The organism is Pseudomonas sp. GNP012 (assembly GCF_054343835.1).
In genome coordinates this window covers 3,810,565-3,833,699 of sequence record NZ_JBTGUU010000001.1, presented here as the reverse complement: position 1 = coordinate 3,833,699, position 23,135 = coordinate 3,810,565, and the positions used below count along the sequence as shown (strand labels likewise).

The 23,135-nt window shown below is 61.3% G+C and carries 8 protein-coding genes; 3 read left to right on the top strand and 5 right to left on the bottom strand.

Features of this window, described 5'->3' with window-relative positions; translation table 11 throughout:
• The first annotated feature begins 65 nt into the window (after window positions 1-65).
• Together ACXX83_RS17195 and ACXX83_RS17190 are read left to right on the top strand one after the other, a co-directional pair.
• Window positions 66-959, top strand: a complete 894-nt coding sequence (locus ACXX83_RS17195; RefSeq protein WP_007972518.1) for a LysR family transcriptional regulator — start codon at window positions 66-68, stop codon at window positions 957-959.
• Between the two features lie 4 nt (window positions 960-963).
• Window positions 964-1,560, top strand: coding sequence for a tRNA-uridine aminocarboxypropyltransferase (locus ACXX83_RS17190; RefSeq protein WP_458549153.1), 597 nt, complete (start codon window positions 964-966; stop codon window positions 1,558-1,560).
• Window positions 1,561-1,705: 145 nt separating this feature from the next.
• On the opposite strand, the gene ACXX83_RS17185 is transcribed toward ACXX83_RS17190, so the two are convergent.
• The 3 genes from ACXX83_RS17185 to ACXX83_RS17175 form a co-directional block, all read right to left on the bottom strand.
• A complete protein-coding gene (locus ACXX83_RS17185; RefSeq protein WP_458549152.1) occupies window positions 1,706-3,073 on the bottom strand; it encodes an HlyD family type I secretion periplasmic adaptor subunit in 1,368 nt (455 codons plus the stop codon).
• Between the two features lie 9 nt (window positions 3,074-3,082).
• Entirely contained in the window at window positions 3,083-5,242 is a 2,160-nt protein-coding gene (locus ACXX83_RS17180; RefSeq protein WP_458549151.1) for a type I secretion system permease/ATPase, read from the bottom strand.
• 149 nt (window positions 5,243-5,391) lie between these two features.
• Window positions 5,392-6,750 (bottom strand): TolC family outer membrane protein, encoded by a 1,359-nt coding sequence (locus ACXX83_RS17175; RefSeq protein ID WP_458549150.1) that lies wholly within the window; start codon window positions 6,748-6,750, stop codon window positions 5,392-5,394.
• Window positions 6,751-7,336: 586 nt separating this feature from the next.
• Between ACXX83_RS17175 and ACXX83_RS17170 the strand changes: the two genes are divergently transcribed.
• Entirely contained in the window at window positions 7,337-19,714 is a 12,378-nt protein-coding gene (locus ACXX83_RS17170) for a retention module-containing protein (RefSeq protein WP_458549149.1), read from the top strand.
• A gap of 121 nt (window positions 19,715-19,835) precedes the next feature.
• Here the strand turns inward: ACXX83_RS17170 and ACXX83_RS17165 are convergent, their stop codons facing one another.
• Together ACXX83_RS17165 and lapD are read right to left on the bottom strand one after the other, a co-directional pair.
• Window positions 19,836-21,053, bottom strand: a complete 1,218-nt coding sequence (locus ACXX83_RS17165) for a carboxypeptidase regulatory-like domain-containing protein (protein ID WP_458549148.1) — start codon at window positions 21,051-21,053, stop codon at window positions 19,836-19,838.
• 102 nt (window positions 21,054-21,155) lie between these two features.
• A complete protein-coding gene (gene lapD, locus ACXX83_RS17160) occupies window positions 21,156-23,126 on the bottom strand; it encodes a cyclic di-GMP receptor LapD (RefSeq protein WP_458549147.1) in 1,971 nt (656 codons plus the stop codon).
• Window positions 23,127-23,135: the final 9 nt, after the last annotated feature.

Genomic DNA, 23,135 nt, shown 5'->3' with positions numbered 1-23,135 from the left:
ATACACCGCTTTCGCGAGCAAGCCCGCTCCCACAGGGTTTGTGTTCCCTTCCACCGGAGCCCGACATGGCCAACGCTTTACCCGACCTGAAACTATTGCGCATCTTCGTCAGCGTGGTGCGTCACCAGGGCTTTGCCAACGCCCAGCAGGAGCTCAACCTCTCGACGTCAGCCATCAGCACCTACATGAGCCAGCTCGAAGCGGCCCTGGGCCTGGTGCTTTGCCATCGCGGTCGTGGCGGGTTCAGCCTGACCAGCAAGGGTGAGTTGTTCCATCAGGAAACCCTGCGTCTGTTGGGCGAACTCGAAGGCTTCGAGCAGTACGCCGCCGCCCTCAAGGGCGAGTTGCGCGGCACCTTGAACCTCGGGGTGATCGACTCCACCGTCAGCGACAAGGCCCTGCCGTTCGCCGAAGCCATCGGCGCCTACAGCCAGGAACACCCGGCCGTGCACTTGCACCTGTCGGTCATGAGCCCTTACGAACTGCAGCTCGGCGTACAGGACAACCGTCTCGACCTGGCCATCGGTGCGTTTTCCACGCGCATGAGCGGTCTGGTGTATATGCCGCTGTACCGTGAACAACACTGGTTGTACTGCAGCACGCGGCATCCGCTGTTCAACGAGCGGCGCATTCCCGAGCAGGTCATCACTCAGCAGCGCATGGTCGGCCGTGGCTACTGGAGCCAGGCCGAGCTGGCGCGTCACGGCTTCAAGCACAGCGCCGCTACCGTGGAAAGTATGGAAGCCCAGTTGATTCTGGTGCTGTCGGGCGCCTACATCGGCTACCTGCCGGAGCACTACGCCCAGGCCTGGGCCGACAAGGGCGACTTGCGGGTGTTGCTGCCGGCGACCTTTGGTTATCAGGCGCCGTTCTCGATGATCGTGCGCCGGGGCCGTAGCCGCGAGCCGCTGATCCAGACGTTCCGTGATTTGCTTAAAGCCCAACTGAATCAGGCCTGAGAAGATGTCCAGAATCCAATGCCCACGCTGCCTGCGTCCGCAATCTCATTGCCTGTGCCCGTTGATCCCGAATCTCGACAGCCGCACTCGCGTGTTGTTGTTGCAGCATCCGAGCGAAGTGAACCATGCACTCAATACAGCGCGGTTGGCAGCGTTGGGCTTGAACAATGCCGAGTTGATCGTGGGCGAGGTGTTCGAGGATTTGCCGGTGTTGTTGAATCGTCCGGGATATACGGCGCGGTTGTTGTTTCCGGGCGAAGAAGCGCAGCCGATGAAAGCCTATGGCTGCTCTGATGAATCGATGTTGCTGGTCGTCCCGGATGGCACCTGGCGCAAGGCGCGCAAGATGCTGCACCTCAATCCGCTGCTGGCGGCGTTGCCGAGGGTGACGCTGGCCGAAGGCGGTGTGTCCCGTTATCGGCTGCGCAAGGCACCGGGGCCGGGGGCGCTGTCGACCGTGGAGGCGATTGTGCAGGCGCTGGAAACCCTCGAAGCGCCGACTTCGTTTGCGTCGTTGTTGAAGCCGTTCGAAGCGTTGATCGAGGGGCAGATTGCGGCGATGGGGGAGGAGGTTTACCAGCGTAATCATGCCGACAAGTGATCGGTGTATGTGCCGGCCTCTTCGCGGGCAAGCCCGCTCCCACAGTGTTCGTGTTGTACATAAAGTTTGCGAACGCCAATGAACCTGTGGGAGCGGGCTTGTCCGCGAAAGCGGCATATCAGTCACAGCAGATTTTGGAGGCTGCCTACCTTTCCCGCATCGCCTCAGTCCGCGCCTTGAGCACCGGCTTAAGCAGGTAATCCAGCACCGTTTTCTCCCCGGTAATAATGTCCACCGTTGCCACCATCCCCGGGATGATCAGCAGCGGTTTGACATCCCCGCCCAGATGGTTTTTGTCAGTGCGCACCTGAATCAGATAAAAGCTGTTGCCCTTGTCGTCGGTGATGGTGTCGGCGCCGATCAGCTCCAGCTTGGCGCTCAGGCCGCCGTAAATGGTGTAGTCGTAGGCACTGAACTTGACCATGGCTTTCTGGCCCGGATGCAGGAATGCAACGTCCTGCGGGCGGACCTTGGCTTCGATCAGCAGGTTGTCTTCCAGCGGCACGATTTCCACCATGTCACTGCCGGGCTGGACCACACCACCGATGGTGTTGACCTTCAGCACCTTGATGATGCCGTGCACCGGCGAGACCACGGTGGTGCGAGTCACGCGGTCGTCGATGGCGATGCTCGATGCCGTGATTTTCGACAGTTCGGTGCGTTTCTCGTTCAGCTCTTTGGCCGCTTCCGAGCGGAAGGTCTGTTCCGACTCGTCGATCTTGCTTTTGATCTCGTTGATCGCCGATTCCGCTCGGGGGATCGCCAGGGTGGTGGCGTTCAGCGAGCCGCGAATCTCCACGGCGCTGCGTTTGAGGCGCAGGATTTCCACCGGTGACACGGCACCGGTGCCCACCAGCGGCGTGGACATGTTCATCTCTTGTTGCAGGAGCGCCAGGCTGGAACTGAATTGACCCTGTTTCGAGCGGAACTCTGCCAGTTCCTGGGTCTTTTGCCGAAGTTGTTCGGACAGTGTGCGCTGCTCGCTCGCGAGTCGACGTTGCCGCTGTTCGTACAGCGAGCGCTCGTCTTCGGCCACTTGCGGCGCCTTGGCGATCACTTCTTCTGACAGTTTGAACGGCCGGCCTTCGGCTTCGGCTGAAAGCCGTTCGACCTGCGCGGTCAAGGCGTAGCGATCGGCTTCGCTTTCGCCCTTGTTCGACAGGTAGCGCGTGTCATCCAGGCGCAGCAAGGTGTCGCCCTTGTTCACCATCTGCCCTTCGCGCACAAAGATTTCGGTGACGATGCCGCCCTCGAGGTTCTGGATTACCTGGACCTTGCTCGACGGAATCGCCTTGCCTTCGCCCATGGTCACTTCCTGCAACACGGCGAACTTGGCCCAGATCAGTGCGCAGATCAGCAGTGCAGCGGTCAGCCACACGGTGATCCGCGACCAGCGCGGTGAGTCCTGCAACGAGGCGCCGGCGGTTTCCGGCATGAATTCGACTTCGGCGCTTTTGCCGAAGCTGTTGAAGTAGCCACGTCCTTTCGTTGTAACAGGCAGGTCAGCAGACATGGCCAGCTCCTAGACGGCCGCAGAGCCGACACGGCCCTTGCGCAGTGCATCGATGACTGCTTCTTTCGGCCCGTCGGCGACGATCCGTCCGTTGTCCAGCACCACCAGCCGATCCACCAGGCTCAGCATCGAGGTGCGGTGAGTCACCAGCAGCACGGTTTTGCCCTGGACCCAGCCGTGGAGTTTTTGCCGTAGAACGTCTTCGCTGCTGTTGTCCATGGCGCTGGTCGGTTCGTCGAGCAGCAGGATCGGCGGGTCGAGCAACAAGGCCCGGGCCAGCAAAACCGCCTGGCGCTGACCACCGGACAGCAACTGTCCGCGCTCGCCCACGGGCCGGTCGAAGCCTTGCGGGTGTTGCCGGGCCAGTTCGGTGACGCCGGTGAGTTCGGCCACTTCGAGCATGCGTGAGTCACTGATGTAGCGCGCGCCGAGGGTCAGGTTATCGCGCAGGCTGCCGGCCAGCAGCGGCAAGTCATGAGCGACGTAACCGATCTGATGGCGCAGGTCGGCGACGTCAAGCTGTCGCAAGTCCAGGCCATCGAGCAATAGCTGGCCTTCCTCCGGTTCGTAGAAACCCATCACCAGCCGCGCCAGGGTGCTTTTGCCCGAGCCGCTGCGACCGATCACGCCGATTCGCTCACCGGGTTTCACGCTGAAACTGACGTTGGCCAGCGCCGGGGTATTCTGGCCGTTGTAGTGGAAGGTCACACCGACAACATCCAGCGCCCCTTGCAGTTGCGTGCGCTCCAATGGCCGTTGTTTGGCGTCGCGCTCCTGGGGCAGGCCCATCAGCGCGTCGGTGCTTTTCATGGTCAGTTGCGCTTGCTGGTAGCGGGTGATCAGGCCGGCGATCTGTCCCAGTGGCGCCAGTACCCGACTGCCGAGCATGTAGCTGGCCACCAGGGCACCGACGCTGAGATTGCCGGCGATGATGCTGTAGACCCCGGCGACGATGGTCGCCATGCCCGACAGTTGCTGGATGAACAGCGTGCCGTTGGTGGCCAGGGCCGAGAGGTTGCGCGCATGGCTGTCGAGGCGGGTGAGGGCGCCGTGGGTGCTTTCCCATTTGTGCTGGCGTTCGCTTTCGGCGCTGCAGGCCTTGAGGGTTTCCAGGCCGCTGAGGGTTTCGATCAGCAACGCCTGGCGTTCGGCACCGAGGCTGAGGCTTTTCTGTACGGTGTCGCGCAGGCGTACCTGGATCACCATGGCAAAAATGATGGTGATGGGAAACGCCAGAATCGGAATCACCACCAGCCAGCCACCGAGCAGGCCGATCACCAGCAGCATCAGCAGGCAGAAGGGCAGGTCGATCAGGCTGGTGAGAGTCACGGCGGTGAGAAACTCCCGCAGGCCCTGGAAGTCATGAATGCTTTGGGCAAAACCACCGATGGTCGCCGGCCGCGCTTTCATCGCCATACCGGTGATGCGCTCGAACAGGGTGGCCGACAGGATCACGTCGGTTTTCTTGCCGGCGGTATCCAGCAGGTGCGCGCGAACGACCCGCAGCACCAGTTCGAAAGCGGTGCCGATCAGCAGACCGATCGCCAGCACCCACAAGGTCGAAGTGGCCTGGTTCGGCACTACGCGGTCGTAGGTCTGCATCACGAACAGCGGCACCATCAGACCCAGCAGGTTGATCAGGAAACTCGCCAGGATCGCGTCGCTGTACAGCCATTTCGATAGCTTCAGCGTATCGCGGAACCAAGCCTGGACCCGAGGCACCAGCGGCGAGCGCAAGTCTTCGAGTTCGTGGCGCGGCCGGGCAAACAGCGCCTGGCCACTGTAGTGTTCGGCCAGCTCTTCAGGGCTGAGCCATTGTTCGCCGCCGTCGGCTTCGCTGGGCAGGATCAGCACCTTGCCGTCCTCGGCATAACGACGCAGGACGGCCGTGCGGCCATTGTTGAGCAACAGCAGCACGGGCAGGTTGAGCGGCGAGATGTCCTTGAGGTCACGGCGCAGCAGGCGCGCCTGCAAACCGGCCCGGGCCGCTGCACGGGGCAGCAGGTCCAGGCTCAGGCGTTGGTGGGCCATGGGGAGCCCGGCACTGAGGCTGGCGCGACTGACCGTCGCGCCGTGGAGTTTGCAGAGGATCAGCAGACCATCCAGAAGCGGGTCATCGAAGCTCAGGCGCGGATCGACACCGGTGTTGCCGGGTTCCATGCTGGTCAAATTGATTGCTCCCGTTGCTCTGCGGCAATTGACAGATATCTGCATATCTCATTGTAGGAGCTGCCGCAGGCTGGGATCTTTTGATCGTGTTTGCTCAAAAGCAAAGTCAAAAGATCACAGCCTGCCGCAGTTCCCGCACGGGTACTTGGTTATTTCATTTCCGGCAGACGAGCTTCGTTTTTCACTTCGGTCTGGGCGATCGCGTCGGCGGGCAGTACGACCCGTTGTTTGCTCAACAACTGGCCCATGTTCGCCAGGATGCGGTACATCGAAAACTCTTCGGTGTAGCGCACTTCGGTGTAGCGGCGGTTGGCGTTGTAGAGTTCGTTTTCGCTGTCGAGCAGGTCAAGCAGGGTCCGCTGGCCGAGGCCGAACTGATCCTGATAGGCGATGCGTACGCGCTTGCTGGTGTCGGCGTATTCACGGGCGGTCGGGGTTTGTTTCTTGGCATTGACCATGGCGTTCCAGGCCAGGTGAATATTTTCGTTGAGCTGGCGCAGGGCATTGTTGCGAATGTCCATGGCCTGGTTGATCTTGTGCGCGTCGGAGGCCAGGCGCGCCTTGTCACTGCCGCCGCGGAACAGGTTGTAGTTCATTACCACGCCGACCCGCCACTCGTTGTCGTGGCCTTCGTCACCCTGCACGTTGTTGTTCGCGCCCACTGCCGCCTCGGCGTCAAGGCGTGGGTAGAAGGGCGACTTGGCAACTTCGTACTGGCTTTCGGCCGATTGCACGTCGGCCTGGGCGGATTTCAGGTAAGGGTTGTTTTCCACCATGCTCTGCTGGGCTTCGGGCAGGGAGGCAGGGACTTCGCCGCGAATCGATGGCGGGGTTTCGAGTTCATCGGGCATACGCCCGACAACGGCGTAAAAGTTGGACTCGGCGTCAGCCAGATCGACTTCGGCGGTGTCGAGGTTGTTTTCTGCCAGTGCCCGGCGAGCGCTGGACTGGTCGGCATCGGCGTTGCTACCCACGCCACGCTGGGTGCGCAGGCCGATCTGGTCGTTGACCCGCAAGTGCGCTTGCAGGTTGTTCTTGGCCAGGGTCACCAGTTCGCGGCGCTTGAGCACCTCGAGGTAGACCTCGGTGGTGCGCAGGGCCAGATCCTGAGCCGTACCCTGTGCGTAATAGGCTCGCGAGTTGACCACGCCTTTGGTGCGATCGACTTCATTGGCGGTGTTGAACCCGTCAAAAAGCATTTGCCGCAGGCGCAATTCCGACTGGGTGTAGTTGAGAATTTCGGTGTGGTGATTGCCGAGCGCCCGGGTATTGGTGTTATCGCTGTACCCGCGCCCGTAAGCGGCGTTCAGATCTACCGATGGATAAAAGCCCCCTTTCGCGACCTTCACGTCTTCGTCAGCCGACAGACGGCTGTCCACCCGGGATGCCAGTTCCGGGTGCGTCGCGATGGTGCTCTGGATTGCTTCGGTCAGCGTCATGGCCTGAGCCTGGGACGAGCAGGCAATGGCCAAAAGAACCGCGCTGCAGAGGGGGGTTAATAGGCGCATGTACATCTCCCTGATTCCTGATGGTGCTTATCAGTCGCCAATTATTTGACGGCATTTATAGGTAAAGTTGTTTCATCTCTTTAACAAAAGAGCTAAGAACATTCTGAAGCGTAGCTAAGAAATTTTTTTCATAACGGTTATGCCAAAAAAAACTTATGCGCTCTGCGAAATCCAGCACATTGTTCAATTCGAAAGCCCTTGTTTTATGAGCTCTGGGGCGCTCATCGGGGCTTGAGGAAAGTTCCAATCCACTTATCGACATAGAGCGGAGAAGTGCTGGAGGGGAGGGACGCTAGCGATCTGGAGGTGACGGTTTTTTGTCACCTTGGTGATTCAAGATCGTTACGCATCGTTCACAGGCAACGTTGTTGCGCACAGGGATCCGATGCCATTGATTGCAGAGGAGTTTTCCCCAAACCGTAAACAGCGCCGTGAGCGAATGGCTGGGCGAGATGTTGCCAGGGCCACGGCTTACTCAAGTAAACCGTGGCCCGGAACACGATCCGCCAGACAACCCGCTTGAGCCATGAGCACGTTCTTCGCACAAACAAGGTGCCGACAGCGGTTGGCAGCGGAGGAAGTGCACATGGCTACGCTCATTGGAATCGTCAGTAAGGTCATCGGTCAGGTGTTCGCTGTTGCGAGCGACGGCACCCGGCGCGCGCTGGTCGAGGGGGACAAGCTGTTCGCCGGCGACCAACTGAGCACAGGCGCCGAAGGCGCGGTAGCGGTGCATCTGCAAAATGGCCAGGAACTGACCCTCGGGCGCGGCAGCAGCATGCAGATGACCCCGCAATTGCTCGCCAATCAGATTCCCCACGTGCACTCGTCCGAGGCGGTGACGCCGAGCCAGGCGCAACTGACGGATGTCGAACAGCTGCAAAAAGCCATTGCGGCGGGCGACGACCCGACCCAAACCGCTGAAGCCACCGCTGCCGGGCCGTCTACGACTAGCGGTGTACCGGGCGGCGTCCAGGGTAGCGGCCATAGTTTCGTCATGCTCGAAGAAGTGGGCGGGCGAGTCGATCCCACCATCGGTTTCCCCACTGCCGGTTTCAATGGCATTCCCGAATTTCCCGAAGAACGCCTGAACGCTGAACCGGACAATGACGCCGTAGCGGCCGATACCCCTGTGGTGCCGCCAGTGACGCCCGAGGTGCCGAACAATCCGGTCACCTTCGAAGGTCTGTCGGGGCAGAACGGCGAGCGGACTGTCAATGAAGCCAACCTGACCGACGGTTCGGTGAGGAACGAAGGTTCGCTGACGCGAAGTGGCACCTTCACCATCAATGCGCCAGACGGGCTGACCAGCCTGAGCATCGGCGGCATCAATGTGATCAGCGGCGGTGTGGCGGCAGGTTCTGCGCAGTCGATCACCACCCCTCTGGGCAGCACCCTGACCTTCACCGGCTACAACCCGGCCACGGGCGTGGTCAGTTACAGCTACACCCTCAACCGTGCCGAAACCCATGCAAGCGGCGAGGGTGCCAATAGTCTTACCGAGCGCGTTACCGTGGTGGCCAGCGACAGCAATGGCGACAGCGCTACCGGTACGCTGGATCTCACCATCATCGATGACGTGCCCGAAGCAGTCGATGACAACAATGGCATTGCTTCGGAAACCCTGCTGACGCTGAACGGCAACGTGCTGACCAACGATGTGCAAGGCGCTGACCGTGTGCCGGTTGGTGAAAACAGCGGGCCGATCACTCCCGGCACCTTCACCGGTACCTACGGCACCCTGGTGCTGAATGCCAACGGCACCTACACCTACACGCTGAACACCAGCGATGCCGATTTCAAAGCCCTGCACGGCGGTGGTGATGGTACGGACACCTTCACCTACACCATCACCGACGCGGACGGCGACAGCAGCACCGCGAACCTGGTGCTGCAGATCCACAACAACGACGATCCGGTGACGATTGGTGGTTTGAACGTCGAGGGCGGCGAACTCACCGTTTTCGAGAAAAACCTCGGCGATGGCAGCGCACCGGATGCCACGGCGCTGACCCAGAACGGTACCTTCACCGTTACTGCACTGGACGGTGTCACCACCCTGACCGTCGGCGGTATTGCCGTGGTCACCGCGGGTGTGGCCGCCGGCTTCCCGCAATCGATCACCACCCCGTTGGGCAGCACCCTGACCATCACCGGCTTCAACGCCGCGACCGGTGTGGTGAGTTACAGCTACACCCTCAACGACAACGAAGCGCATCCGACGGCTAATGGCGCCAACACATTGCCTGAGCAGTTCGCCGTGACTCTGGTCGATGACAACGGCACCACGGCCACGGGCAGCCTCGACGTGAACATCGTCGATGACCTGCCTCAAGGCGTGAACGACAGCAATGGTACCGCCTCGGAAACCTTGCTGACCCTCAACGGCAACGTGCTGACCAACGACGTGCAAGGCGCCGACCGGGTAACCATTGGTGAAGGCACTGGCCCAATCACCCCTGGCACCTTCACCGGCACCTACGGCACCCTGGTACTGAACGCCAACGGCACTTACACCTACACGCTGAACACCAGCGATGCCGATTTCAAAGCCCTGCACGGCGGTGGTGATGGTACGGACACCTTCACCTACACCATCACCGACGCGGACGGCGACAGCAGCACCGCGAACCTGGTGCTGCAGATCCACAACAACGACGATCCGGTGACGATTGGTGGTTTGAACGTCGAGGGCGGCGAACTCACCGTTTTCGAGAAAAACCTCGGCGATGGCAGCGCACCGGATGCCACGGCGCTGACCCAGAACGGTACCTTCACCGTTACTGCACTGGACGGTGTCACCACCCTGACCGTCGGCGGTATTGCCGTGGTCACCGCGGGTGTGGCCGCCGGCTTCCCGCAATCGATCACCACCCCGCTGGGCAGCACGCTGACCATCACCGGCTTCAATGCGGCCACCGGTGTCGTGAGTTACAGCTACACCCTCAACGACAACGAAGCGCATCCGACGGCTAATGGCGCCAACACATTGCCTGAGCAGTTCGCCGTGACTCTGGTCGATGACAACGGCACCACGGCCACGGGCAGCCTCGACGTGAACATCGTCGATGACCTGCCTCAAGGCGTGAACGACAGCAATGGTACCGCCTCGGAAACCTTGCTGACCCTCAACGGCAACGTGCTGACCAACGACGTGCAAGGCGCCGACCGGGTAACCATTGGTGAAGGCACTGGCCCAATCACCCCTGGCACCTTCACCGGCACCTACGGCACCCTGGTACTGAACGCCAACGGCACTTACACCTACACCCTCAACACCAGCGATGCCGATTTCAAAGCCCTGCACGGCGGTGGTGATGGTACGGACACCTTCACCTACACCATCACCGACGCGGACGGCGACAGCAGCACCGCGAACCTGGTGCTGCAGATCCACAACAACGACGATCCGGTGACGATTGGTGGTTTGAACGTCGAGGGCGGCGAACTCACCGTTTTCGAGAAAAACCTCGGCGATGGCAGCGCACCGGATGCCACGGCGCTGACCCAGAACGGTACCTTCACCGTTACTGCACTGGACGGTGTCACCACCCTGACCGTCGGCGGTATTGCCGTGGTCACCGCGGGTGTGGCCGCCGGCTTCCCGCAATCGATCACCACCCCGCTGGGCAGCACGCTGACCATCACCGGCTTCAATGCGGCCACCGGTGTCGTGAGTTACAGCTACACCCTCAACGACAACGAAGCGCATCCGACCGCCAACGGCGCCAACGCACTGCCTGAGCAGTTTGCCGTGACTCTGGTCGATGACAACGGCACCACGGCCACGGGCAGCCTCGACGTGAACATCGTCGATGACCTGCCTCAAGGCGTGAACGACAGCAACGCTTCCACAGCCTCGGAAACCTTGCTGACCCTCAACGGCAACGTGCTGACCAACGACGTGCAAGGCGCCGACCGGGTGACCATTGGTGAAGGCACTGGCCCGATCACCCCTGGCACTTTCACCGGCACCTACGGCACTTTGGTACTCAACGCCAACGGCACCTACACCTACACGCTGAACACCAGCGACGCGGATTTCAAAGCGTTGCACGGTGGTGGCGACGGCACCGAGACCTTCACCTACACCATCACCGACGCGGACGGCGACAGCAGCATCGCGAACCTGGTGCTGCAGATCCACAACAACGACGATCCGGTGACGATTGGTGGTTTGAACGTCGAGGGTGGCGAACTCACCGTTTTCGAGAAAAACCTCGGCGACGGCAGCGCACCGGATGCCACGGCGCTGACCCAGAACGGTACCTTCACCGTTACTGCACTGGACGGTGTCACCACCCTGACCGTCGGCGGTATTGCCGTGGTCACCGCGGGTGTGGCCGCCGGCTTCCCGCAATCGATCACCACCCCGCTGGGCAGCACGCTGACCATCACCGGCTTCAATGCGGCCACCGGTGTCGTGAGTTACAGCTACACCCTCAACGACAACGAAGCGCATCCGACCGCCAACGGCGCCAACGCACTGCCTGAGCAGTTTGCCGTGACTCTGGTCGATGACAACGGCACCACGGCCACGGGCAGCCTCGACGTGAACATCGTCGATGACCTGCCTCAAGGCGTGAACGACAGCAATGGCACCGCTTCGGAAACCTTGCTGACCCTCAACGGCAACGTGCTGACCAACGACGTGCAAGGCGCCGACCGGGTGACCATTGGTGAAGGCACTGGCCCGATCACCCCTGGCACTTTCACCGGCACCTACGGCACTTTGGTACTCAACGCCAACGGCACTTACACCTACACCCTCAACACCAGCGATGCCGACTTCAAAGCCCTGCACGGCGGTGGCGACGGCACCGACACCTTCACCTACACCATCACCGACGCGGACGGCGACAGCAGCACCGCCAACCTGGTGCTGCAGATCCATAACAACGACGATCCGGTGGTCCTCAACGGCCTCAACGTGTACGGCGGCGAGCTGACGGTCTACGAGAAAAACCTCAATGACGGCAGCAACCCCAACGCGCCAGCCCTGACCCAGAACGGCACCTTCACCGTCACTGCCCTGGATGGCGTCACGACCCTGACCGTCGGCGGCATCGCCGTGGTCACCGCAGGCGTAGCCGCCGGCTTCCCGCAATCGATCACCACCCCCTTGGGCAGCACGTTGACCATCACCGGCTTCAACGCCGCCACCGGTGTCGTGAGCTACAGCTACACCCTCAACGACAACGAAGCGCACCCAACCGCCAACGGCGCCAACACCCTGCCTGAACAGTTCACCGTGACTGCGGTCGACGACAACGGCACCACCGCGACTGGTTCATTGGACGTCAACATCGTCGACGACCTGCCAAAAGGCATGAACGACAGCAATGGCACCGCCTCGGAAACCTTGCTGACCCTCAACGGCAACGTACTGACCAACGACGTGCAAGGCGCCGACCGGGTAACCATTGGAGAAAGCACTGGCCCGATCACCCCCGGCACTTTCACCGGCACTTACGGCACTCTGGTGCTGAACGCCAACGGCACTTACACCTACACCCTCAACACCAGCGATGCCGACTTCAAAGCCCTGCACGGCGGTGGCGACGGCACCGACACCTTCACCTACACCATCACCGACGCGGACGGCGACAGCAGCACCGCCAACCTGGTGCTGCAGATCCATAACAACGACGATCCGGTGGTCCTCAACGGCCTCAACGTGTACGGCGGCGAGCTGACGGTCTACGAGAAAAACCTCAATGACGGCAGCAACCCCAACGCGCCAGCCCTGACCCAGAACGGCACCTTCACCGTCACTGCCCTGGATGGCGTCACGACCCTGACCGTCGGCGGCATCGCCGTGGTCACCGCAGGCGTAGCCGCCGGCTTCCCGCAATCGATCACCACCCCCTTGGGCAGCACGTTGACCATCACCGGCTTCAACGCCGCCACCGGTGTCGTGAGCTACAGCTACACCCTCAACGACAACGAAGCGCACCCAACCGCCAACGGCGCCAACACCCTGCCTGAACAGTTCACCGTGACTGCGGTCGACGACAACGGCACCACCGCGACGGGTTCATTGGACGTCAACATCGTCGACGACCTGCCAAAAGGCATGAACGACAGCAATGGCACCGCCTCGGAAACCTTGCTGACCCTCAACGGCAACGTGCTGACCAACGACGTGCAAGGCGCCGACCGGGTGACCATTGGTGAAGGCACTGGCCCGATCACCCCTGGCACTTTCACCGGCACTTACGGCACTCTGGTGCTGAACGCCAACGGCACTTACACCTACACCCTCAACACCAGCGATGCCGACTTCAAAGCTCTGCACGGCGGTGGTGACGGCACCGAGACCTTCACCTACACCATCACCGACGCGGACGGCGACAGCAGCACCGCCAATCTGGTGCTGCAGATCCACAACAACGACGATCCAGTGGTCCTCAACGGCCTCAACGTGTACGGCGGCGAGCTGACGGTCTACGAGAAAAACCTCAATGACGGCAGCAACCCCAACGCGCCAGCCCTGACCCAGAACGGCACCTTCACCGTCACTGCCCTGGATGGCGTCACGACCCTGACCGTCGGCGGCATCGCCGTGGTCACCGCAGGCGTAGCCGCCGGCTTCCCGCAATCGATCACCACCCCCTTGGGCAGCACGTTGACCATCACCGGCTTCAACGCCGCCACCGGTGTCGTGAGCTACAGCTACACCCTCAACGACAACGAAGCGCACCCAACCGCCAACGGCGCCAACACCCTGCCTGAACAGTTCACCGTGACTGCGGTCGACGACAACGGCACCACCGCGACGGGTTCATTGGACGTCAACATCGTCGACGACCTGCCAAAAGGCATGAACGACAGCAATGGCACCGCCTCGGAAACCTTGCTGACCCTCAACGGCAACGTACTGACCAACGACGTGCAAGGCGCCGACCGGGTAACCATTGGAGAAAGCACTGGCCCGATCACCCCCGGCACTTTCACCGGCACTTACGGCACTCTGGTGCTGAATGCCAACGGCACCTACACCTACACGCTGAACACCAGCGATGCTGATTTCAAAGCCCTGCACGGCGGTGGCGACGGCACCGACACCTTCACCTACACCATCACCGACGCGGACGGCGACAGCAGCACCGCCAACCTGGTGCTGCAGATCCATAACAACGACGATCCGGTGGTCCTCAACGGCCTCAACGTGTACGGCGGCGAGCTGACGGTCTACGAGAAAAACCTCAATGACGGCAGCAACCCCAACGCGCCGGCCCTGACCCAGAACGGCACCTTCACGGTCACCGCCCTCGATGGCCTGCAAACCCTGACCGTGGGCGGCATTACCGTGGTCAGCGGTGGCGTGGCCGCCGGGTTCCCACAATCGATCACTACCCCCTTGGGCAGCACGTTGACCATCACCGGCTTCAACGCCGCCACCGGTGTCGTGAGCTACAGCTACACCCTCAACGACAACGAAGCGCACCCAACCGCCAACGGCGCCAACACCCTGCCTGAACAGTTCACCGTGACTGCGGTCGACGACAACGGCACCACCGCGACTGGTTCATTGGACGTCAACATCGTCGACGACCTGCCAAAAGGCATGAACGACAGCAATGGCACCGCCTCGGAAACCTTGCTGACCCTCAACGGCAACGTACTGACCAACGACGTGCAAGGCGCCGACCGGGTAACCATTGGAGAAAGCACTGGCCCGATCACCCCTGGCACTTTCACCGGCACCTACGGCACTTTGGTGCTGAATGCCAACGGCACCTACACCTACACCCTCAACACCAGCGATGCCGACTTCAAAGCCCTGCACGGCGGTGGTGACGGCACGGAAACCTTCACCTACACCATCACCGACGCGGACGGCGACAGCAGCACCGCCAATCTGGTGCTGCAGATCCACAACAACGACGATCCAGTGGTCCTCAACGGCCTCAACGTGTACGGCGGCGAGCTGACGGTCTACGAGAAAAACCTCATTGACGGCACCGACCCTAACGCTCCGGCCCTGACCCAAAACGGCACGTTCACGGTCACCGCCCTCGACGGCCTGCAAACCCTGACCGTCGGCGGCATCGCCGTGGTCAGCGGTGGCGTGGTCGCCGGGTTCCCGCAAACTGCCGTCACGCCGTTGGGCAGCACCCTGACCATCACCGGCTACAACCCAACCACCGGCGTGATCAGCTACAGCTACACCCTGAACGACAACGAAGCCCATCCAACCGCCGACGGCATCAACAGCCTCATCGAGAACATCAACGTCGTCGCTACCGACACCGATGGCGACATCGCGAACGGGCAGATCAACGTCAACATCATCGACGACCTGCCGACCGCCAAAGCTGATGCGGACTCGGTGCAGGAGGGCGGCACCGTCAGCGGCAATGTGCTGGACAACGACATCGGTGGTGCCGATGGTCCGGCTGCTGCTGGCGCCGTGGTCGGCGTGCGCGCGGGTAGCGATACATCAACCTCGGCCATCGGCGGGCTGGGCAACCCGATCAACGGCACCTACGGTTACCTGACCCTCGATGCCAACGGCAACGCCGTGTACCACAGCACGCCTAACGCGGTGAGCGGCCCTGGCGCGGTGGATGTGTTCACCTATACCGTGCGCGATTCCGATGGTGACGAAAGCACCACCACCATCACCATCGACGTCTACAACAGCTGCCTGAAAGCGGTCAGCGACAACGATGTGACGGTCTACGAAAAAGCCCTCGACCTGAGCCAGGGCGGCCAGGACCTGGCAGCCGGTACGGTCGTCGGCAGCGATCCGACCAGCACGGGCGAAACCGCTTCCGGCACACTGGTGGGCTCGGTCACTCACGCCGTCGGCGCGATCACCTACGCCCTGGTCGGTAGCAACGTGGGGGCATACGGACAGATTCAGCTCAACGCCAACGGCACCTACACCTACACCCTGACGACCCCGCCGAGCACCACACCGAACGCCAATGACGGCCCGAACGTGATGCACGAGACCTTCAACTATCAGGCTACCGACTCGCTGGGCAATATCGTCACCAGCACCATCGTGGTGGACATTGTCGATGACGTGCCTAAAGCGATGAACGACAGCAACCTCGGCACCGCTTCGGAGACAGCGCAAAGCCTCAGCGGCGATGTGTTCGGCAACGACGTGATCGGCGCTGATAAAGTCGCCGTTGGCCCGAATGCCGGCCCGGTCACCCCAGGCACCTTCACCGGTACCTATGGCACGCTGGTGCTCAATGCCAACGGCACCTACACCTACACGCTCAATCCCAATAGTGCGGACTTCAAAAACCTGCATGGCGGTGGCAGCGATACCGAAACCTTCACCTACACCCTCACGGACGCCGACGGTGACATCAGCACCGCCAACCTGGTGCTGAACGTCTATAATAACGACGATAAGGTCACCCTCAACGGCCTTGACGTGTATGGCGGCGAGCTGACGGTCTACGAGAAAAACCTCAGTGACGGCACCAACCCCAACGCCCCGGCCCTGATCCAGAGCGGCACCTTCACGGTCACCGCCCTCGACGGCCTGCAAACCCTGACCGTGGGCGGCATCACTGTCGTCAGCGCAGGCGTGGCCGCCGGCTTCCCGCAAACCGCCGTCACGCCGCTGGGCAGCACCTTGACCATTACCGGATACAACCCGGCCACTGGTGTGATCAGCTACAGCTACACCCTCAACGATAACGAAGCCCATCCAACGGCCAACGGCACCAACAACCTCATCGAGAACATCAACGTCGTAGCCACCGACACCGATGGCGACATTGCGAACGGGCAGATCAACGTCAACATCGTCGATGACTTGCCGAGCGCCAAACCTGACTCGTCGTCGGTAACGGAGGGCGGCACGGTCAATATCGGTGTGCTGGGCAATGACATCAGCGGCGCCGATGGTCCGGCGACGGTGGTCGGCGTGCGCGCCGGCGGCAATACCGCGACCTCGGCAGTCGGCGGGCTGGGTAACCCGATCAACGGCACCTACGGTTACCTGACCCTCGATGCCAACGGCAACGCGGTGTATCACAGTAACCCGGATTCGGTCGGCGCTGCCGGGGCCACGGACACGTTCACCTACACCGTGCGCGACGCCGATGGCGATGAAAGCACCACCACCATCACCATCGATGTGGCCAACAGCATTATCAAGGCCAACCCCGATAGCGACGTGACGGTCTACGAAAAAGCCCTCGACCTGAGCCAAGGCGGCCAGGACCTGGCCGCCGGTACGGTCACCGGCAGCGACCCGGGCAATACCGGTGAAACCGCGTCCGGGACCCTGGTCGGATCTGTCTCGGGTGCCAGCGGCGCGCTCACCTACACCCTGGTCGGCAGCGCCACCGGCACCTACGGGCAGATCCTGCTCAACCCCGACGGCAGCTACACCTACACCCTGACCTCGGCGCCAAAAACCTCGCCGAATGCCAACGACGGTCCGAACAGTCTGACTGAAAGCTTCACCTACAAGGCCACCGATGCGTCGGGCAACAGCAGCACCAGCACCATCGTGGTCAACATTGTCGATGACGTGCCCAAGGCGGTGGCATCGGATCGCTCGGTGGCGGCGGTGGAAATCGATTCCAACCTGCTGATCGTGCTCGACGTCTCCGGCAGTATGGCCGACGCTTCCGGCGTACCGGGCCTGTCGCGCCTGGCCCTGGCCAAGCAGGCCATCAGCGCCTTGCTGGATAAATACGACGATCTGGGCGATGTAAAAGTGCAGCTCGTCACCTTCAGCAGCAGCGCCACCGACAGGACCTCGGTGTGGGTCGATGTCGCCACCGCCAAGACGCTACTCGCCGGTCTGACTGCGGACGGCGGCACCAACTACGACGCGGCGGTGGCGACCATGCAGACCGCGTTCAACACTTCGGGCAAACTGACCGGTGCACAAAACGTCGGCTACTTCTTCTCCGACGGCAAGCCCACCACCGGCCAGGAAATCGGCACCGCCGACGAAACCGCGCTGAAAGCCTTCCTCGATGCCAACAACATCAAGAACTACGCGATCGGCCTGGGCAGCGGTGTGAGCAACGCCAACCTCAATCCACTGGCCTATGACGGCAGCAGCCACACCAACACCAATTCGGTGGTGGTGACCGACCTCAACCAGCTCAACTCGGTGCTGTCCGGCACTGTGATCGGCGCACCGGTGACCGGTTCGCTGCTGGGCGAGGGCGGTACATTCGGCGCCGACGGCGGCTTCATCAAGACCATCACGGTGGACGGCACCACGTACACCTACGATCCGAGCGGCAACAGCAATCAGGGGGCGCTGACCTACAGCGGCGGCGTCAACCATGGCACGTTCAACACCGTAAACAACACGTTGAGCATTGCCACCAACAACAGCGGTACCTTGCTGGTCAATCTGGATACCGGCGAATACACCTACATTTCGCAGAAAACCACCTCGGTGGTGATCACCGAAAACATCGGATTCACCGTCAGCGACAACGACGGCGACCTGGCCAGCTCCACCCTGACGATCAAAGTCATTCCGAACGCACCGCCAGTGGCCGCCGATGACCACGTCATCACCAACGTGCTCTCGGGCACCGTCGTGGTACCGGGCGAACTGTTGCTGGCCAACGACACCGACCCTAACGGCGATCAGCTCTCGGCGACTCCGACCTCCTTCAATACCGGCTGGATAGCGAGGGGAGCGGACTTCATTGGCACCAATCCGAGCTTCGGTTTCACCGGCAACAATGCGAAGACCGTGACCATAGCCCGCAGTGCCTTCGTCGCCGACGCAGTGGCCATGACCGCTATGCTGGTGGTCAGTGGCGCGCTGGGTTCGGTCGGCAGCAATACCGGTGACGACTTCATTACCGTCAACCTCAAGGACGGCGAAACCCTCAACCTGAATCACAACCTGGCGGCCGGGCGTATCAGCATGGAGTACTCGGTCAACGGCGGTGGGTTCACCTCCATCACCGACGGCCAGACCATTACGGCGACAGGGGATGGGACCTACCAGATCCACGTCATCAACATCCCCAACAGCTCGGGTGGCAACGGTTCTGAAAACTATCAACTGACCATGACCGTCAACTACGCCGGGGCCCATGACATTGCCCCGGATTTCCACGGCACCTACACCGCCAACGACAACCATGGCGGCAGCGACTCGGCTAACCTGACCATCAGCTATCAGGACGGCCACACCCTCACCGGCACCAGCGGGGATGACATCCTGGTGGCGGGCACGGGCAGCAACATCATCAATGCCGGCGAAGGCAACGATGTGCTCACCGCCGGCTCCGGCAACAACGAACTGCACGGCGACGCCGGCAATGACTTGCTCTACAGCGGCCCGGGCAATGACACCCTGGATGGCGGTACGGGCATCGACACGGCCAGCTATGCCCACGCCACCGCCGGGGTCACGGTCGACCTCAGCCTGCTCGCTGCGCAGAACACCCTCGGCGCGGGCACGGACACCCTGATGGCTATCGAAAACCTCACCGGCTCTAACTTCAACGACACCCTGAGCGGCGATAACACCAACAACGTGATCAACGGCGGCCTGGGCAACGACATCCTCAATGGCGGGGGTGGCGATGACTTGCTGATCGGTGGCCTGGGCAACAACACCCTCAGCGGCGGGGCAGGGGCCGACACCTTCCAGTGGCTCAAGGGCAACAGCGGTCATGACGTGATCACCGACTTCACGCCCGGCACCGACAAGCTCGACCTGTCGCAACTGCTGCAAGGGGAGAACGGCACCACGGCTTCGCTGGACGACTACCTGCACTTCACCGTCACCGGCAGCGGGGCGTCGACGGTGACCAGCATCGACGTCAGCGCCATGGCCGGCGCCGCACCGAACCAGACCATCGACCTGGCCGGCGTCGACCTCGCCAGCCAATACGGTGTCACGCCGGGAGCGGGTGGGGTGGTCGCGAGCGGGCATGACACGGCGACCATCATCAACGGCATGCTCAACGATCATTCGTTGAAGGTGGATACCGTGTGACCTGAAATCTGAACGGAAAAACCCGCCATTGCTGTGTAAGGGATGGCGGTTTTTTTCATTCAATAGTTTCTAACCAGGGCTCTGCCTGGCCACTGGAGTCTTTAACGCTTGCGATGACTGCTTATACGTTCGGTACCCCGGTAGTAATCGTCCAGGGGGCGGACTCTGAGTTGTCACCATAGTCTGCCACCGCGATGAATTGATAAGTGGTTCCGTATTCCAGACCTGTAACCAATCTGGCCCATTTACCCGTATCGTCGGTCGGTTCCGGCTTCGGCCCGGTGACGCCATTGATCTTCAGCTTGATCTGCGCTGACTGGGCCGCATCACCCCTGACAATGACATGGTTGTATGGGGTGGTATCGTTGTCCTGGATCAGGCCGTCCGAATCGTACACACGGGTATTGTGCGGTTTGATGGTGGATTCCACGATAAAGGTGCGGGGCGGGGCGCTGATTTCCCCATCGCCATAGTCCGCCTTGGCAGCGAGGCTGTAGTCTCCGTCTGTCACATCGAGCAGGATTTTCCAGGCTCCATTGACGGGATCAGCAGTTGCGACGGCATCTTTTATGGGGGCGTCGCCATTGAGTAGCTGAATGCTCTCACCGAGCATGGCATGCCCCTTGATGATCAACTGACTCTTGCCAGTGGTGCAACCTTCAGGAACAGAAGGGCCGCCTTCGGATTCGAGGACGTCATCCAGGCTCAGTTTCACATCCAATATGACGCGGAAGGTAAACGCACTGGATTCTTTGCCATTGGCGGCCCTGATCTTGATGCTGTAGTCGCCTGCGGTAAGCCCGTCGAGGGTGAGCTGGAACCGCCCGACAGCATCCACCATGGTTTTCTTGCCCGTGGTGGTGTCGCCGTTGAACGCTTCAACTTCCATACCGGGAGGTGCGTAACCGGAGAACTCCAGCGAGTCGTCGTCGTAGGTATCGTCATCTTTAATCGGGCCATTCTTGCCGATGACTGTGTCGATGATCGGCGTCTCGGTCGCCAGGACGATAACGTACGGTGGTCTGGAGCGATCTTGAGGCGGGTTTTTCTCGATAGCGTAAAGGCTGTAGCGCTGGAAGCCTCGCAAAGTGACCTCTTTGATCCAGTCTCCGTAATCATCGCTGGTCACGTCAGTAATTGTGCCCGCCTCATCGCGAATCCAGAGCTCCCTAGTTGGCTTGGCCGTACCCTTGAAGTTCAGGGTTTTGTCAAAAGTTACGCTGTTATTGCCAACGAGATGACCGTTGCTGTCTCGGACTTCATCGAAGGTTACTTTCGCTATTGTTTCACTCTGTGTGTTTGGCATGATTGCCGAGGTTTTCGGGGGAATAGTGGTCATGATGACTCCGGGTGTTGAAGAAATTTGGATGCCGGAGTGATTTAGAACCTCGTCAGATAACCTGCCTACTCTCATAAGTGACAGCTGTAAGTTGGTTTTCGGTCAATGGTCGAAGTTACCTTGGAGGCCAGGCAAGGTTGGCTCCGGCGGCCCGATCAACCGCCCCATCGCGCCGAAAACACCCAGCTCTCTGATGGCCACCAACTCCCCTGACGTCTCGACCATCTCGGCAATCAACGGCAAATCAATGCTGTGGGTCGCGCGAAAGATTGCGTCGATGAACAGCCGCTTGTCAGGCTGCTCGTCGATGTTGCGAATGTAGGCTCCATCGATTTTCAGGTACGCCAAACCCAACTGGGTGAGGTTGCCGATCTGGCTGAAACGCCCGCCGAAGTGTTGCAGGCCGATGCGATAACCGGTGTTCAGCAGGCTGTGGCTCAAACGCTGCAGTTCTTCAGGGGAGGGCAACTGGCGCTCGTCGATTTCCAGGGTCAGCAGCGGTGCCAGTTCGGGAAGAGAGTCGAGCAGGTCGAGGATTGTTCGCCATTGCACCGGGTCGCGCAGGGTGCTCCCGTACAGGCTCAATGCCAAGGGCCTGCGGTTGACCACCAGGTCGTCCAGCGTGGCTTCGAGCATGGCCAGGTCGAAGCGTGCCGACCAGCCGAGACGCTCGATCCACGGCAGGAAATGCCCGGCGGCAATTGCTTCGCCCTGTGGATCGAGCAGGCGTGCGAGTACTTTGTGATGCAGTACCTGGCGGGTGTCGGCGCATTGCACGACGGGCTGGAAGTACAACTGCATCTTGCCTTCGGTCAAGGCATCGTCGATCCAGGTGCGCCAGTCGTGCTGGGAGTGATTCGGCGCGGTGTCATGGTGGCCCAGATACACCCAGGGTCGCTCGGGACGTTGCCGGGATTCAGTCAATGCCTGATCAAGGCGCAGCAGTACGTTGCCGATCGGCTCTCCGGGGCGATAGGCGACAACGCCCAGGTGGGCGACGGGCATGCAATCGCTGGCGCCGGTCAGGCGCAGGTTCTCCAGGCTGACGCTGACATCGGCGGCCAGGCGCACGGCGCTTTCGGCGTCCAGACCCGGTGTCAGCAGGCTGAATTCGCCACCGCGATTGCGCGCCGCCAGCCAGGTGCGACGCTCCGGCAATTGGGTCAGGCGCCTGAGCAGTTCACCTGCGGCGCTGATCAGTGCGTCCGTTCGTTGGCCGCCCAGTCGCTGGTTGAGCCCGTTCAGGTCGTTGATCCGCAACATCAGCAGGTGGCCATCGCGGCTCTGTTCGCACACTCTCAAGTGGTGGGCCAGTTGTTCGTCGAGCAGGCGCCGGTTGGCCAGGCCTGTAAGGCTGTCCAGATAGGATTCGGCCCGCAGTTTTTCGCTGCGCGCAGCTTCTTCGACAAATAGCGCCTTGAGCTTTTCGACCATCTGGTTCATGGCCAGCACTACCCGTTTCAGCTCCGGTGTGCGTGGCAGGTTGGGCAGGCTGAGAAACTCGCGTTTACTGATGGCTTCGGCTTGTCGGACCATGCTGTCGAGTGGGCGGAACTGCCTGCGCAGCATCCACCCTCCAATCACCGCACTGAACAGCCCGCACAACAGCAACCAGATCAGACTGCCGAGGGTGCTGTCCCAGAGCTTGGCCAGGGCGAATTGAGGATTGCTCAGTACTTCGACCCGTGCCAGCTGTTCCCAGCCGCGCATGACCAAGGCGTCGCCACCTTCCGGGCGCAGGTTGACCAGGTTGACGAACCAGTCAGGCACGCCGTCGATTTTTGTCGGTGCGCTGCGCTCCACCAGGGTTTGCTGATCCTTGAGCCTGATCACGCGAATGCTGCTGAAATAGCCGCTGTCGAAAATCGAACTGACCATCAGCTCCATCATTGCCGGGTCATCGACCTGTGCCGTCAGCGACAGCCCCAGAGCGGTGGCCGCGTCCTGGGCGTGGGCACGCAGCTGACTGAGCGTTTGCTCGCGGGAGCTTTCCAGACTGGCAAAAAAACTGCCGCTGAACGCCACCAGCAGGAACAGGCAGATGGCCAGGAACAACTGTTTACGCAGTGTCATGTCTCGCTC